The organism is Coprococcus sp. AM14-16 (assembly GCF_003434675.1).
In the GTDB taxonomy this organism is placed as follows: Bacteria; Bacillota; Clostridia; order Lachnospirales; family Lachnospiraceae; genus Coprococcus; species Coprococcus aceti.
In genome coordinates this window covers 356,732-373,155 of record NZ_QTLL01000003.1, presented here as the reverse complement: position 1 = coordinate 373,155, position 16,424 = coordinate 356,732, and the positions used below count along the sequence as shown (strand labels likewise).

The window sequence follows — 16,424 nt, the reverse complement described above, 5'->3', positions numbered from 1 at the left end:
AAGTACTAATAGGTCGAGGACTTATCCTTAGAGGTTTCTAAGAGATAAGCTTTGGAGATACGCAAGTGTGCATGATATCTGCAAGGTGCAGAATCTAAGGCATACACAGTAAAGAATAAAGTTTACTTTGAAACAGTCGTTGGTTGTTAGATGGGGTTAGGTTACTAGCTTTCTGTGTGAAATTCTGAAGGTACAGAATAAAATGTACCAAGAAAATTTAACGCTGCAACAGGTGTTAAATTTTTTCTGTATATAGGGGATTGGTCAAATGGTATGATAGGGGTCTCCAAAACCTTTGGTGGGAGTTCGATTCTCTCATCCCCTGCTAAAAAGCCTTGAAAACTCAGTGTTTCAAGGCTTTATTTATATTAGTGGGAAGGGGAATGGCAAACTATGAAAAAGGAGAATGAACCACATTAATATAAAGGCAGTTCAATATATTTTATAGTGACTTTGGTGGAAAAATATGTAAAATATTATAATATAAAGTAAAGAGAAGAAGGGATTAATATGTATTACAATGATGTGCTTGATCTGATAGGGAATACTCCGCTTATGTGTCTGAAAAAGTCGACAGGATACAATATATTTGCCAAGGCGGAATTTCTTAATCCTGGTGGAAGTATTAAAGACAGGATTGCAAAAAACATGCTGGAGGTTGCAGAGAGTGAGGGAAAACTCAAGCCGGGAATGACTATTATAGAGCCTACGAGCGGTAATACCGGAATAGGGCTTGCACTCTGTGGTGTTCAGAAAGGTTATAAAGTGATAATTGTGATGCCAGAGAATATGAGTGAGGAGCGAAAGAAGGTTATCAGGGCATTTGGTGCTGAGCTGGTACTTACGGATCCGGTTCTAAGCATCGGTGGTGCTGTTGATAAGGCAAATGAGATAGCAGAATCTGATCCAGAGAAGTATTTCATGCCGCAGCAGTTTGTCAATCAGGCAAATCCAGATGCGCATTATCGCACAACAGCAGTTGAGATGTGTGAACAGCTTGGTCAGAAGATAGACATATATGTGTCTGGTGTTGGAAGTGGGGGTACTCTCCAAGGTATAGCTAAATATCTGTTGGAGAAAAATCCAGATACGAAGATTGTTGCCGTTGAGCCTAAGGGAGTGTCAGCGCTACATGGAGATGGCCCGGGAATCCATCAGATACAGGGAATAGGCGATGGATTTATACCGGATGTCCTGGATACATCACTGGTAACAGATGTGGTGGAAGTGGCGGATAAGGATGCCATTGAGATGGCGAGACGACTTGCCAAAGAACAGGGACTTCTTGTAGGTACGTCATCCGGTGCAAATGTATGGGCGGCTATGAAGATGGCAGAAAAATATGGGAAAGATAAAGTTATAGCCACTGTGATGGCGGACAGAGCTGAAAGATATTTCAGTGTAGGTTTATTATAAAATAGGAAATAAATTTATTTAGGGACATTTTCAAGAGATGCTATGTATGGTACAGTGGAAATGTCTCTATTTTATTGATTTAAATGTGTTATTTGAAAGAACGCAAAATATAAACCATGTAAGTATAAAGGAGAAAAAGAGATGGATATAAATGGGAAGATGACGGGAAAAAATGTGGTTAGCGAGGCACTTGCTGCATCGAGGGAATACGAAACTCAGAATGAAATAGATAATAATGAGCGACCGTTGTTTCATGTGACTCCGCCTGTCGGTTGGATGAATGATCCGAATGGATTTTCTGTGTATAATGGTAAGGTGCATTTGTTTTACCAGTATCATCCGTACAGTACGGAATGGGGACCTATGCATTGGGGGCATCAGGTCAGTGACGATTTGATAAGATGGGAGCAGCTTCCTGTGGCGATTGCACCTGATACGATATATGATGCCGAGGGCTGTTTCTCAGGTACGGCCATTGAAAAAGATGGAGAGCATGTCCTGATATATACCAGTGTTATGAAAAATCCCGACGGTGATGGGGTATTGCAGAACCAGAGCATAGCGGTTGGTGATGGCGTTACATATAAAAAAATACAGAATAACCCGGTGGTGACCGGAGATATGCTGCCGGAGGGATTGAGCAGAGCGGATTTCAGAGATCCGAAGGCATGGCTTGAGGATGGCAGATACTATATGGCTGCAGGCTGTGTGGATCAGGATAATAAGGGGCTTGTGGTATTACTTTCGAGCGCTGATATGGAAAGCTGGACATTTGAGAGTATCCTTGCACGGAATGAAGGTGATCTGGGCGGCGTATGGGAATGCCCTGATTTCTTCAAATTAGACGATCATCATGTACTTCTCGTATCGCCTACGGGAATGAAAGCAGAGGGATATGAATTCCACAATGGAAATAATTCTATCTATTTTGTTGGAGAATTTGATAAAGGTGAGAAGAAATTTGACGGTGGAGAGCCATTATCACTTGATTATGGAACAGATTTCTACGCGCCTCAGACTACACTTTTGCCGGATGGCAGAAGGATAATGATAGCGTGGATGCAGTCGTGGCATAATCTGTGGATACCCGGTGGACAGAAGTGGCAGGGAATGATGACGATTCCGAGGGAGATATCTCTGAAAAATGGACGCTTGATACAGAAGCCAGTGAGAGAGATAGAGAAGTATCATGCTAATATGGTCAGGTACTCAGATGAAGTAGTGAGTGGACGGCGTAGTCTGGAAGGTATAAGTGGAAGAAGTCTGGATGTGACATTTGTAATCACTGGAAACAAATACAGCAGATTTACCGTGAATCTGGCAAAGGGAAGCGGATATTATACTCGATTTATATATGACAGAGAAAATAATATAATAGAGATGGACAGGACATTTGCCGGATTTGAGAAAGATGTGGTGTGTATCAGAAGGGCCTGCGTGAAATCAGCAGAATGTTACGGGGATGTCAAGGGAAAGGTTGATGAACAGCAGGAGACTCAAGATAGTATAAAGCTCAGATTTATACTGGACAGGAATTCGATAGAACTGTTTGTAAATGATGGAGCTATGACAATGAGCACGGCGATATATACACCTATTGAAGCGGATGGAATAGAGCTGTTATGTGAGGGACGGGCAGTCGTGGATGTGGAGAAGTATGATATCATTTAACAAAAGATGATCTTGCTCAATTGTTTAGTTGTTGCACTGCCAGGCATCAGTCTGGCGGTTCTCCAGGTTTCAGGTGCATCCGTTCCAACATTGAGATGACAAGGAAAGTTGTCAAAAGTTATTGACAACTTTCCTTGTCATTTGTTATACTCCATTGTAAAAGAAATGACAACTATAGTTGTCATTTGGCATATATAATATATATATAGCTTGAATTTGGAATGGGATTTTAGTGGTAAGAATTAAAATGGAGTTATGAGGATATGAGGAAAAAGCAAGGTGTAAATAAAAAGGATAATCTAAGTGAAAATGGCATGGATAAAGGTAATAAGAAATCTACCTGTGAAACACTACAAGCTATGTTTGAGGGCATGATTGTCTCCCATCCAGTGGACAAATTGAAGACGCAGGTCAAGGGGTATTCCGTGACAATGATCACAGAGAGAATGTTAAAGAAGAACAAGCTGGGGGATGTTATTGCTGAGATCTGTGATATGACTGAGCTTGAGCGCGAAATCCGCCAAGGTCTGGCAAATGGACTCCCTGTGTATGGTTTCTTCAGAAACAAGCAGATGTGGAGCTGCTTTATCTTTGATAAAGAAGATATTGCCAGGAGTGAGTTGACGCCTGAACCTGAAAGTGGCAAGGATGTACTCAGTATATACAAGCTTAGAAAGTATTACATTCATCCTGAGGTGGAGGATCTGGCAGATGACATGATGGAGGTTGCCCACAGCAATGTGTATCAGAATGTGATAGATGTATTTGGAGATGGGAAGAGTGATGGATTCTTTTTGAGGGATAAAATATATGTGTGTAAGCGTGATAAATCCACTGGCGCACCGTTTGGAATTCTAATTGGTGTTGCACTTGGTATAGTGTATGGAATGCTGTTTGACAATTTGGCGCTTGGAATTTCCATTGGATTCTGTTTTGGAATAAGCTTTTCCATGATATGGGGGACATCCACACATAAGTATGCAGAGCATGGGCTGGCAGACAGAGCAGAAGCTGAAGATGCAGACAATGTAATAAAAGGATTGGGCTCTGATGGAGAGGACGGCATAAACAGATAATGGACCTGATTATGATGACAATACAGATTAACAAGCTGGAGGTGATATAGATGCCGCTGTACAACAGGCTGAAGGAATATCGGGCGAAGCTGGGAGTAAACCAGCAGGAGATGGGAGCGTTGGTGCAGACCTCGAGGCAGACGATAAGTCAGATAGAGAGGGGCGACTACAGCCCATCGGTGACACTGGCACTGAAGATCGCGAAGGTATGTGGTGTCAGCGTGGAGGATATATTCCAATACGAGGATGATAAGGAATGATTCCTGACATATGGATAAGGTCGTGTTAATTCATAGAATGAAAAGAGGATATGAGATGAAGGATACTGATAAAAAAGTGAACAAGAAAAGTAATCTGAAGATATATATAATATTTGCGGTCATGATCCTGGCAAGTCTGCTGGGAGGTTTCCTGGCGGGAAGGCTTGCCGCGGTGAACAAGGACACATTGGATGGAATCAACTGGGATCATATATGGTGGATAACAGCTGATACGCTGCCTATAGTATATGGTGTGCTCATGCTGGCGACGTTTGTGGTGTCATTTGTCATGTATGGGAAGATAAAGAGGATGATCAGAGGCTGGGACGGAGAGAACGAGGATGTGATAGTGGATATAGAGAGTCGGATCACGACTGCCTCATATCTCCCGTGTATCATCGTGTTCGTTGGACTTGTGTTGTTTCCGGTGTGTATATACGCTGTGGACAGGACGTACAGTGATGGGCGTGGCACATTCCTGACAGTGCTGTCTGAGCTCGTATTTCTGATATCTATGGCACTGTATTGTGTGGTTGAAAAGCTTGTTATCGATGAAGAGAAGAAGCTTAATCCGGAGAAAAGCGGAAATATATTCGATATGCATTTTCGCCGTGACTGGGAGAACACATCGGACGAGGCTGAGCTTATCATGATAGCCAAATCCTCCAAGAAGGGATTTATGACTGGAATTAAGGCAGGATTTGTCATGTGGATACTTACGTTTATGAGCATGTTTGCATTTGACACAGGAGTGATGCCTGTATTGGCAGTGGGAGTGATACTTCTTGTCATGTATGTGGCTTATGGCAGGGAATTCAGAAAGCTGCAGAAGTAAATAAGAGCAGAATTTTGATTTGGGATGACCGTGAAAATTACGGTCATCCTTTTTTACTGCTTTAAAATTATGATTAATATCTTGAATATAATCAATATATTGACTATATCTGGGATGGGGTGTATTTTTATGTATATGACAGGAAGGAGGGATAAGGAGAAAGTGGGGATGACCCAATCTTGGCCATGAGAATTAAGTGTAGAAAAGAAAAGGAGAGAAAAGCATGGGGAAAATGAGAAAATTATGGGTGGCGGTGTGCGCCATCATGGCAGTGCTTGTGTGGCTGCCATTTGTGGGAATTGATGTAAAGGCTGGCCCACTACCAAGTCGTACGGAAACCGTAACTATACAGCCAGGAGATGATGTTACACTCAAACCGAATTTTGATGTACTTTCACGATATGGGGTTACTGAGGATACGGAAGACCTGACATACGAATGGTTTGTTACGGGTGAGCAGAAGTATACAGGTAGTATATATGAAAGAAAGAATGTGAAGAAGGCGTTTTACTGTGAGTTGATGCTTTATTCAAAAAGTTTTGTCTCAGGGTATTATATATACGGCTTTAATGTTGTGATAGATAATGATTTAAGCGCCAAAGCGATTAGTGACACAGAAATAACCCTTAAAGCCGGGGACACAGCAACGCTTAAGGTCCAGGCATCCTGCGCCAAGGGAGATATAACCTATGTCTGGGAGGGGCAGGGAAGTGTATCTGCGGATAACCCTGCAGAATTCACAACGGCAGCAGTCACGGAACGTACCAGTGTGTATTGTCACGTGTCCGATATGTATGGCAACACAAAGACCATATACTACTATATAAATATTGAAAATGGATTGAAGGTCAGTGCAAAGGGTTCTTCAAAGGTAAATGTGCCATACAATGAAAAGGCAACTCTTGAGGTTGAAGCGTCATGCGATGAAGGTGAGCTCACATATGCATGGCTTGACGTTGCGACTTATGATGTGCTTGGCAGTGGCGACGTATTCACGACCGAAAGTGTCACTGGAAAGAAGATATATAGATGTCAAGTCAGTGACAAGTATGATAACATTGAATTTGTAGACTTTACGGTGAATGTGGATAATGGTCTCAATGTGGAGGCTGTAGGAAGCACGAATGTGATCATTAAACAGGGAGAATCAGTGACTCTCAAGGTCAAAGCGAGCTGTAATGAGGGCGAGTTGACGTATAAATGGACTGGCAGCGGTGTAGGTGATGATGAGGCGGCTACGGATTCTATCACTGTAACATACAATAGTAATTCGGAGATATCCTACAGCACATACACCTGTGAAGTGACAGACAAGTATGGTAACAGTGAGAAGATAAGCTTCACTGTTGGAAGTTATAATCCGTCAGATATGTCGGATACGAGCAAGGTCTATGTTATTTCATGGAATGAAGAAGTAAAGAATGTTCTTGAGAAAATGCTGAATAAACGCAGTGATCTTAAGGGTAAGATAGCATTTATAAATCTTGAAATTGGGGGAACAGACCCTGATTATCTTAAGGGCGTTGATCTGGTGCTTGAGAAGAATCCTGATGCTACATTTATAGTGGCAGGTGATGCTTCGGTGCTTGGGGATATAAATGCTCAGAATAAGTATATGACCGTGGCTGAGCTGGGGCTTACGAGTGCGTACTCTGCAGCGTATCCTTATACCAGAAAAGCGGGAACATTTGACGGAAAGCTCACAGCTATGACATGGCAGGCAAATCCGGGAATCTTCATGTATGATCCTGATATTGCCCAGAAAGTGCTGGGTACTTCAGACCCTGAACAGGTACAGAAGATGATAGGAACGGCAGATGGATTCCTGAGTGTGGCTGCAAAGATGAAGGCTGCAGGTTACTATATGACTTCCGGAGCCGCAAATAAGTCTAGTTATGGAGATCAATATTGTGAAATGCTTGCAAATATGGCGGGGATTTCGCAGTATGACTCTGCTGATTATGGACTGACCGACAGTCAGAAGGATGTGGCAAAGAAGCTCATAGAAGGTATTGTAGCCAATGGATACGATACAGGCCATTCCATGTGGGAGATGAAATGGGTTGACGATACAAAGAGCGGCAAGGTATTTGGCTGGTTCTCTTGTACCTGGGCTGCAAACTGGAGTTTGACATTTGACAAGCCTATGGCAGTATGTCAGGGCCCTGTTCCATACTACTGGGGAGGAACATACCTTTTCGCAAAGAGCGGCAAGGCAGATAAGACTGCGGCAGAGATACTGAAGGCCGTATGCTGTGATGCAGACACCATGGCATATATAAGTGAGGCTGGAGGTACATTTCCTAATAATGCGGTTGCTGCACAGAAGCTCATAAAGAGCGTAAAGAATCCGGTCTCAATGAAGAATGATCAGAACTTATGGGAAGCTTATGACAAGATGTCAAGGGCCATAGATGGAGGAAATTACAGGATCACAGAGCCAGCCAAGACACCACTTGTCCCAGCTGGCAGCAACGGCATAGTGAAGGGCACGGATGGTGTGTACTACTATGTGAAGAACGGTGCAGTCCAGACAGGCACGACCGGAATGATAGCGAGCGGTGGTAAGACATATTATGTGAGCAAGGGAGTATGGCAGTCAAAGGCAGCCGGGTTGAAAAAGGTCGGTTCAAAGACCTATTATATATCCGGGGGATTGCTTCAGAGCGGCAAGACTGGATTTGTGAAGAGTGGAAGCAAAAAGTATTATGTTGTAAAAGGAGTAGTCCAGAGTGGCAAAACCGGATTTGTAAAGATCGGCAGCAGGAAGTATTACGTTGCAAAGGGCGTGTTCCAGGGAAGCAAGACCGGATTTGTGAAGATCGGCAGCAAGAAGTATTATGTGGTTAAGGGAATATTTCATAGTAGTAAGACCGGATTTGTAAATATCAGCGGCAAAAAATACTATGTAGTTAAGGGCGTGTTCCAGAGTACAAAGACGGGACTTGTGAAGCCGGTAAAGACTGGTAAGACTTATTATGTCAAGAAGGGTGTTCTTCAAAGTAAATTCACAGGAAGGATCGTGTACAATAAACATACATATAAGATCGTGAAGGGTGTTATGACGAAGAAGATCAAATAATGTATAAGAAGCATTATTTTATGGAAAGGGGAATTGTGTAGAGCAATGCCCCTTTTTGTATTTCTGTATGAGGCGTTGTCGCTGCCGGAGATAGCCGGTGCTGTGCTGATCCTTGGAGGCGCAGTGGTGACTACTGTAAATGATCAGCGAACGATGAAAACTGAGGAAAATGTGTAGCTTGTGAGATATAAGAAAACGAATATGACTGGCAATTGTGGGGAGTATTTTTTAGATATAAGAATAGAAATGATGATATTGGGTCAATAATATCTATGCAATATGAAATGTTAGAAAAAGTTTTTTATAGGAAAGGGGTATTGCTATGATATTAAAGGAAAAAGAGAAAACAGTTATCCAGGATCTTCAGACACAGGAGAAGTCCTGTGTGGAGAAATATGGAAGATATGCGGAGCAGGCGAAGGATCCTGAGCTTAAGAATCTGTTCCAGACTATACAGAAGGAAGAGCAGAAGCACTATGATTCACTTACCCAGGTGCTTGACGGACAGGTTCCACAGTGTGACTGCAATGACAGCGATGGAAAAGATTATGAGCCAAAGCAGACATACAAGATGATGGACGATTCCGAGGATAAGAAGAATGATGAGTTCCTTGCAACAGACTGTATTGGAACAGAGAAGCTTGTGTCAGGCGAGTACAATGGAGAGATATTTGCATTTGGCGAGAGCGCGGTGAGAAAGCTTCTGGCGGATATACAGATCGAGGAGCAGAATCATGCGGAGATGCTCTACAAGTATAAGGTCGCAAATGGAATGGTGTAGGGAAAAGCTTACACAAGGGAGCATAAATTGTAAGGAGGATATGTATCACATGTGGTATATATCCTCTTTTTTGTTGCAATGATTCGTTAAAGCAGCTGGTGAAAACTCTTTGTTTTGAATTGAGGTTTTATGCGGGGATATATTCACAAAACGGATGACAAAATGTAGAATGTTATTATACATTTTGGAAAAAGATAGCTAAATTTTAATAGGATGTATATAGGCAGGGATAACATTTTCAGAGAGGAGAATGTGACGTGAAAAGAAAATTTTACAGTGTACTGTATGTAGCAATATTTGCATTGCTGATGTCCGGGTGCAGTATGTCAGGAATTGCGGATGGCAGCAGGTCTGCGGTAAAGGAATATGAGAAGGAGACTGTAGAAGATACCTCAGAATCAGAGAATACCACAGCTGCGGAGAAAAAAGATAACGCCGGCAACACGTCACCTGAAAGCAGTGCGGCAGCATCTGAGAATATTGCAGATCAGCAGGCTTCGAGCATGGAGATTGCTGATATTCCCATATATTCGGGAGAGGCATATTGTGAGATAAATGGCAATGTGCCTTATTTCAGTGAGGATGAGATGGTGACGGAGGCATTTGAGAATTACAGCGATCTGGACTTTCTTGGAAGATGTGGAGTTGCCTATGCCAATATCTGTAAGGAGATTATGCCAACGGAGGAGCGCGGCGAGATAGGTATGATAAAGCCTTCAGGGTGGCATACAGTTAAATACAATGATCGTATAGACGGCAATTATCTGTATAATCGCTGCCATCTGATCGGATATCAGCTTGCCGGGGAGAATGCAAATGAAAAGAATCTGATAACTGGAACCAGATATCTGAATGTCACTGGCATGCTGCCATTTGAAAATGAGGTAGCTGATTATGTGGAAAGTACTGGAAATCATGTGCTTTACAGGGTTACACCTGTATACGATGGAGACAATCTGGTTGCGTCCGGAGTGCAGATGGAGGCGGAGTCCGTGGAGGATAAAGGCGCAGGAGTAAGTTTCAATGTGTATGTGTACAATGTACAGCCAGGCGTGATAATCGACTATGCTACAGGGGACAGCGAAGCGGATCCGGATTATGTGGTGCCGGGAGAGAATGCCAGCACTAAAGTATCAGAGGAAAAAGGAGATGATGACCAGACAGCAGAAGCTGGAATGATCGGAGAAACTCAGGATACGGAGTCAGATATTGGCAGTGATACATCGGAGATCCAGAAAGAGTCTGCGGATGAGGATACATACATAGTCAACACCAACACCGGCAAGTTTCATAAGCCATCATGCAAGAGTGTGAAACAGATGAAGGAAGCGAATAAATCTGAGAGAACGACCACAAGGGACGAGCTTATATCTGAGGGATATGAACCTTGTAAGAACTGCAATCCGTAGTTGGACTTTGCCTGGGATTCTGATACACTCAGAACAAATTAGGAGAGAGCTTCATCGGATAGTGACCGCAGTTAAGAAAGATGGAGAGGTAGGTCTTGAGTATATGAAGAGTGTGGAGATAGAGAAAAGAATAAGACAAGAGAGCAGAGAAGAGAGAGAAAAACTAATTAGACAATCACTTGATATCGTATTGTATATCAGGTGGTTGTTTTTTATAAGGGTAAAGCGCATATTTTATCAAAAATTTGATATGGCTGAAAAATTATCAAAACAGCACTTGACAACAGGGGGATTATATATAAAATATAACAGTGTAATATAACACTGTTATATTTGCGCGTGCCTGATGTTTGGTATGGCACTTGCATTTGGAATCTGTTTCGGTCAGAAGCGAGGCATATTAAACGGGAGAGGAGTCTTTATGACAGAAAAAGCAGAAAATACAAGACAAAACATACTGAATACGGCACTGAAGCATTTCCTTGAGTACGGATTTGCAGGGACATCGCTCAGAAGCATTGTGAAAGATGCCGGACTTACAACAGGTGCATTCTATAAATATTATCCTACAAAGGAGGCTCTTTTTGATGCGCTGATAGATCCGTATGTGGAGGAGCTATATGGGATATATGACAGCGTTCTTGAGGAGTTTCAGAGCCTGCCACCGGAGAAGCAGACTGAGAACATGGCAAGCGCATCTGGGAACGGAATGGATCAGATGGTGAATTACGTGTATGACCATTATGATAATTTCAAACTTTTACTGCGGTGCAGTGACAATGAGAAGTATGGAGATATGATACATAATCTGGTAGGCCGTGAGATGAGATCTTCAAAGCAGTATGTGGATGAGATGCACAGAGCCGGTATAAATGTGCCGGACATAAGCGACAGCCTTTGTCATATGATATATAGTGGTTTTTTTTCGGCGATATTCCAGATCATAGAACACGACATGGATCGCGAGACTGCGATAGAGAATGTGGGCAAGCTCAAGAAATTCTACACTGGAGGTTGGGAGAGACTATGGAAGGTGCAGTTTCCGGAGTAGTCAGTAGTTATGCGGCAAGGTAAAATACCGAACCGCATAATTTTAAACTATGAGGTTAGACGAAACTAATGCAAATAAGCGAAAACGAACAAGTTTTTGCTCAAGATATAAGGAGGAGAAAAAGTGGAAGAAAAAAAGAAATCAGCGGTGAGCTGGGTCCTCACATGGGCGGGGCAGAAGAAGTCATCCTATGTGTGGAGCGTCATTTTGGCGGTTATCAATGTAGTATTCAAGATAGTTCCGTATTTCATCATTGCGGACGTGGTCAGGATGTTCCTTGACGGGGATAAGGATCTCAGGGAATATATGTTGAAGGCTCTTATCATAGCGGGCTCGTTTATACTTGCTGAGCTTTGCCATAGCGTATCAACGGCATGTTCCCACAAGGCAACATTCAACGTGCTTGCAAATATCAGAAAGTCATGCTGCGACAAGCTTGCAAGGGTGCCGCTTGGATACGTGAAGGATACGCCATCGGGTTCGTTCAAGAACATTATGGTGGAGAGAATAGACAGCATAGAGACGACTCTGGCACATGTTGTGCCTGAGTTTACATCCAACCTGCTGGCGCCTATCATTGTCATCGTGTATTTTTTCATGGTTGACTGGAGACTTGCGTTGTTCTCATTTATCCCGATAGTCGTTGGATTTGTAACGTACATGGGCATGATGATCGATTTCCAGGAGAACTACAACAGGACAGTTGAGAAGACCAAGGCACTTAACGACGCAGCAGTGGAGTACATAGATGGAATTGAGGTCATCAAGGCATTTGGCAAGACAGAGAGCTCATATGCCAAGTTCACAAAGGCGGCAAAGGAGAACGCAGACTCGTATATCAACTGGATGAAGAAGTGCTCATTCTTCCAAGCAGCCATGTTCGTCATCACACCGTACACACTTGCAACGGTCCTTCCGATAGGTGCGCACTATGTGTCAAATGGTTCGCTCACCACAGCGGATTTCGTTGTGTGTATCATCCTCTCACTTGGAATAGTCGGTCCGCTGCTTACAATCGGTTCATACACCGATGATCTGGGCAAGCTGTCGACAGTCATCGGAGAGGTTACAGGAATCCTGGAGCAGCCTGAACTCGTAAGACCTGAGCACACAAAGGCACAGCCGAAGGACAATGGAATAAAGGTTACAGATATCACATTTGGCTATCACGACAAGGAGATACTCCACGGCGTGAGCATGGATATAAAGGCGGGAACGGTAAATGCGATAGTCGGTCCGTCGGGAAGCGGAAAGTCTACAATAGCCAAGCTGATAGCTTCACTGTGGGATGTGAACAGCGGAAGCATAGAGATCGGAGGCGTGGACATAAAGGATATCGCGCTGACGGATTTCAACGACAGGCTTGCGTATGTGTCACAGGATAATTACCTGTTCAACGAGACAGTCAGGGACAACATAAGACAGGGAAGACCGGATGCCACGGACGCCGAGGCCTTCGAGGTAGCCAGAAAGAGTGGTTGCTACGACTTCATCATGAACCTTGAGAACGGATTTGACACCGTGGTCGGCGGTGCAGGTGGACATTTGTCGGGCGGTGAGAGACAGAGGATATCCATCGCCAGGGCGATGCTGAAGGACGCGCCGATAGTTATACTGGACGAGGCAACAGCCTACACCGATCCGGAGAATGAGGCCATACTTCAGAGCTCTATCGCCAAGCTTGTGGCGGGTAAGACGCTGATAGTCATAGCCCACAGACTTTCCACCATCAAGGATGCGGATCAGATATTTGTGGTAAATGCAGGAAATGTGGAGGCTCATGGAACACATGAGGAGCTTCTTAGCAAATGCACACTTTACAGGGATATGTGGCAGGCGCACATCTCGGTCAAGGATACGGCAGGCGATGAAAAGGAGGGCGAGTAATATGTTTGGAGTATTAAAAAAGTTCTTCCTGTTCTCAGGTAAGGAAAACAGCCGCAAGTTCAAGCGTTCAATAGCGATAAGCCTGATAGACGCACTGGCATCGGCACTGAAGATCCCGGCTATAATGTGTGTCCTCATGGGCGTTATAGAAGGAAAAGACCTTGGAAAATATATACTTGGTTCAATAGCCATCATGGCGGTATCGATCGTAGTTGGAATACTGTGCAAGATGTCGTCGACCGTGCTGCAGACAGAGGGTGGCTACACCACAGCGGCATTCAAGCGTATAGAGATGGCGGAGCACCTCAGATATGTGCCTATGGGATATTTCAATTCCAACAGCATAGGTGAGATCGCATCAGTTACGACAAATACCATGGAGAATCTGGGAGATGTGGCTACGAGAGTTGTCATGCTCACGACCCAGGGACTCCTCGAGACATCCATGATCATACTCATGATCCTGCTCTGCGACTGGAGGATCGCGCTGGTATCATTTGCAGGAGTTGCCATATTCCTTGTGATAAATACTGTGATGCAGAATGCCGGAAAGCAGGCATCTTCAGCCAAGGTTGACTGTGACACTGAACTCATAAATCAGATCATGGAGTACATACAGGGCATATCAGAGGTCAAGTCCTACAACCTCATCGGCAAGCAGACGAAGAGACTCAATGCGGCAAATGAAGCCTGCGTCAGGGCAAATGTAAAGATGGAGCTTGTCTATGTCCCATATCATTTTCTCCAAAGCATTGTGACAAAGCTTACAGGGGTAGCGATAATAGGACTTTCGGCTTACTTTTATATAAATGGCAGCATGAGCGTTCTGTATGCTGTGGGTATGTCGATCGCGGCATTCATGCTCTACGGGGGCCTTGAGACCATGGGAACATTTTCATCACTGATACATGTGGTCAGTGTGTGCGTAGACAAGGCAAATGTAGTGCTCGGACTTGACACAATGGATATAGATGGAAAGGAACTCAATCCTGAAAATCACGATATAGAGGTTAAGAATATAGAGTTCTCTTACGACAAGAGAAAGATAATAGACGGAATCTCACTCACCATACCGGAGAAGACAACGACGGCGATAGTCGGACCATCTGGCGGTGGAAAGACAACCCTGTGCAATCTGATCGCCAGATTCTGGGATGTGGATTCGGGAGAGATAACCCTGGGCGGAACAAATGTTAAGGATTACAGCATGAACAGTCTCATGAACAACTTCTCATTTGTATTCCAGAATGTATATCTCTTTGCTGATACCATAGAGAACAACATCAAGTTCGGAAGGCCGGAGGCAACCCATGAAGAGGTTGTGGAGGCTGCAAAGAAGGCGTGCTGCCATGACTTCATCAGCAAGCTTCCTGACGGTTACAACACTGTGATCGGTGAGGGCGGTGCAACCCTCTCAGGCGGTGAGAAGCAGAGAATATCCATAGCCCGCGCCATCATGAAGGATTCACCTATCATCATCCTTGACGAGGCGACTGCAAATGTCGATCCTGAGAACGAGAAGGAGCTTACTCTTGCAGTGGATGCCCTGACAAAGGAGAAGACGATCATCATGATCGCCCATAGACTCAAGACCGTAAGACATGCGGATCAGATAGTAGTGGTGGATCAGGGAAGAATAGCCCAGAAGGGAACCCACGAAGAACTCATGAAGCAGGACGGAATCTACAGGAGATTTGTGGATTCGAGAGAACTGGCAGTTAGCTGGAAGATATAAGTGAAATGTATCCTGTGAAACACAGAAGACAGGTGTCAGATAATCGACACCTGTCTTTTGCTTTGGGATATTAGTTATCAGTTCGCAGCCTACTCAAAATCGTCCTCATCATAATCGCAGTCGCAGTTACAGCCGCCATCGCTGCAGTTGCCGTTGTATGAGCCAAATGTCTGGCTCTTTCTAGGAGAGCAGAGCATTCCGAGCACAAGCCCTGTGAGGAATGTGCAGATAGCGAAAAGCACGGCCTCTCTTGTTGAGTAGTCTTTATCCTTTACGACAACAGTGAATTTGTTCCATCCGTCTTTGATAGTTTTCATTGGTTTCATTGAAATCCCTCCTGATCATATTATATTGATAAATCCTGAATCAGGGAAAATCCCCCATCTGTAATGAATTTCCCTGAACAGTTAATTACATGATACATCAACATCACACATCAGTCCACCCCTGGGCAGGAGACTTAAGAACAAAATGAGATTTGTGGAAGTCAATCAGCCCATCAGTCTTCATCCTGCCAAGTTCAGTAGACAGTCCACTGCGGTCCACGGACAAAAAGTCAGCGAGCTGCTGTCTGGAAAATGGTATATCAAATTCGTTGCTGCCATGTCTGTGCATCTCCGATGACAGGTAGGAGAGCAACTTATCCCTGGTTGTTTTCTGGCTCATGTGCTTTGATTTTTCGCCGAGCCTCAGGTTCTTGCCGGCGAGATCGCACAGGAGATTTCTTATCATCTGATTATGTCTGCCACATGTTACCGGGCAGGTGGTGAGCATTTTTTGAACATTCAGAAACAATACAGAACTTGCAGCTTCAGCATATACGCTGACGTCGAGTACGGAGCCAGGGGTACAGGCATATGATTCCGCAAACGTGTGTCCGGGCATGATGGCAGACATGACGCTTTGACCACCCCAGTAATCCTCCTGGATGACTATCGCTTTGCCTGTAAGCAGCAATCCTATATATTCTGTTGTGTTGCCAGCCATGAGAATACACTCATTTTTTTGGTATTTTTTGATGATTGCACCCAGACAGTCCAGTATGGAGTCAACGTCATCAGCGGTGATACTGGAAAAAAGACTGGATTTCAATAATGTGTCCATGTATTTGTTCATATTACCTCTTAGTGGGGACGCTTCTTTTGTCACAAGGAATATCCCTGAAAAGTATAACATTTTTATGTTGAAAATTCAACATACACAAATGCTCTGACTGAATAT

15 protein-coding genes and 1 tRNA gene are annotated in these 16,424 nt (G+C 43.9%); 14 read left to right on the top strand and 2 right to left on the bottom strand.

Annotated elements, in window-relative coordinates; translation table 11 throughout:
- Positions 1-254: 254 nt before the first annotated feature.
- From DW159_RS12010 to DW159_RS11950, 14 genes are all read left to right on the top strand, one after another.
- Positions 255-325 (top strand) — tRNA-Trp (locus DW159_RS12010).
- Between the two features lie 185 nt (positions 326-510).
- A complete protein-coding gene (gene cysK, locus DW159_RS12005) occupies positions 511-1,416 on the top strand; it encodes a cysteine synthase A (protein WP_055147632.1) in 906 nt (301 codons plus the stop codon).
- Positions 1,417-1,557: 141 nt separating this feature from the next.
- On the top strand, positions 1,558-3,087 hold the full coding sequence (locus tag DW159_RS12000; protein ID WP_117551037.1) for a glycoside hydrolase family 32 protein: 1,530 nt from the start codon (positions 1,558-1,560) through the stop codon (positions 3,085-3,087).
- A gap of 263 nt (positions 3,088-3,350) precedes the next feature.
- The gene (locus tag DW159_RS11995; protein ID WP_242992713.1) at positions 3,351-4,163 is read left to right on the top strand and encodes a hypothetical protein; all 813 of its coding nucleotides are present in this window, start codon (positions 3,351-3,353) and stop codon (positions 4,161-4,163) included.
- A gap of 50 nt (positions 4,164-4,213) precedes the next feature.
- Positions 4,214-4,423: a helix-turn-helix transcriptional regulator gene (locus DW159_RS11990; protein WP_055147626.1), complete on the top strand. Its 210-nt coding sequence runs from the start codon at positions 4,214-4,216 to the stop codon at positions 4,421-4,423.
- A gap of 55 nt (positions 4,424-4,478) precedes the next feature.
- A complete protein-coding gene (locus DW159_RS11985; RefSeq protein ID WP_117551036.1) occupies positions 4,479-5,258 on the top strand; it encodes a DUF3169 family protein in 780 nt (259 codons plus the stop codon).
- 223 nt (positions 5,259-5,481) lie between these two features.
- Positions 5,482-8,340, top strand: a complete 2,859-nt coding sequence (locus tag DW159_RS11980; RefSeq protein WP_117551034.1) for a hypothetical protein — start codon at positions 5,482-5,484, stop codon at positions 8,338-8,340.
- A 45-nt stretch (positions 8,341-8,385) separates the two neighbouring features.
- Complete coding sequence (locus DW159_RS14060; RefSeq protein ID WP_278320898.1) at positions 8,386-8,517, top strand: hypothetical protein; 132 nt, start codon at positions 8,386-8,388, stop codon at positions 8,515-8,517.
- Between the two features lie 145 nt (positions 8,518-8,662).
- Positions 8,663-9,121 carry a ferritin-like domain-containing protein gene (locus DW159_RS11975; protein WP_055147620.1) on the top strand — a complete coding sequence of 153 codons (459 nt, stop codon included), beginning with the start codon at positions 8,663-8,665 and terminating at the stop codon, positions 9,119-9,121.
- A gap of 257 nt (positions 9,122-9,378) precedes the next feature.
- Entirely contained in the window at positions 9,379-10,530 is a 1,152-nt protein-coding gene (locus tag DW159_RS11970) for a DNA/RNA non-specific endonuclease (protein WP_242992712.1), read from the top strand.
- Positions 10,502-10,852: a hypothetical protein gene (locus tag DW159_RS11965; RefSeq protein ID WP_117551032.1), complete on the top strand. Its 351-nt coding sequence runs from the start codon at positions 10,502-10,504 to the stop codon at positions 10,850-10,852. The genes DW159_RS11970 and DW159_RS11965 overlap by 29 nt, the downstream gene beginning before the upstream one ends.
- Before the next feature lie 99 nt (positions 10,853-10,951).
- Positions 10,952-11,581, top strand: a complete 630-nt coding sequence (locus tag DW159_RS11960) for a TetR/AcrR family transcriptional regulator (protein WP_117551030.1) — start codon at positions 10,952-10,954, stop codon at positions 11,579-11,581.
- A gap of 123 nt (positions 11,582-11,704) precedes the next feature.
- Complete coding sequence (locus tag DW159_RS11955; RefSeq protein ID WP_117551028.1) at positions 11,705-13,468, top strand: ABC transporter ATP-binding protein; 1,764 nt, start codon at positions 11,705-11,707, stop codon at positions 13,466-13,468.
- Position 13,469: 1 nt separating this feature from the next.
- The gene (locus tag DW159_RS11950; protein ID WP_117551026.1) at positions 13,470-15,203 is read left to right on the top strand and encodes an ABC transporter ATP-binding protein; all 1,734 of its coding nucleotides are present in this window, start codon (positions 13,470-13,472) and stop codon (positions 15,201-15,203) included.
- Positions 15,204-15,292: 89 nt separating this feature from the next.
- On the opposite strand, the gene DW159_RS11945 is transcribed toward DW159_RS11950, so the two are convergent.
- Both DW159_RS11945 and DW159_RS11940 read right to left on the bottom strand, forming a co-directional pair.
- The gene (locus DW159_RS11945) at positions 15,293-15,529 is read right to left on the bottom strand and encodes a hypothetical protein (protein WP_015533578.1); all 237 of its coding nucleotides are present in this window, start codon (positions 15,527-15,529) and stop codon (positions 15,293-15,295) included.
- A gap of 103 nt (positions 15,530-15,632) precedes the next feature.
- A complete protein-coding gene (locus DW159_RS11940; RefSeq protein ID WP_117551024.1) occupies positions 15,633-16,319 on the bottom strand; it encodes a Crp/Fnr family transcriptional regulator in 687 nt (228 codons plus the stop codon).
- Between the last annotated feature and the right edge of the window lie 105 nt (positions 16,320-16,424).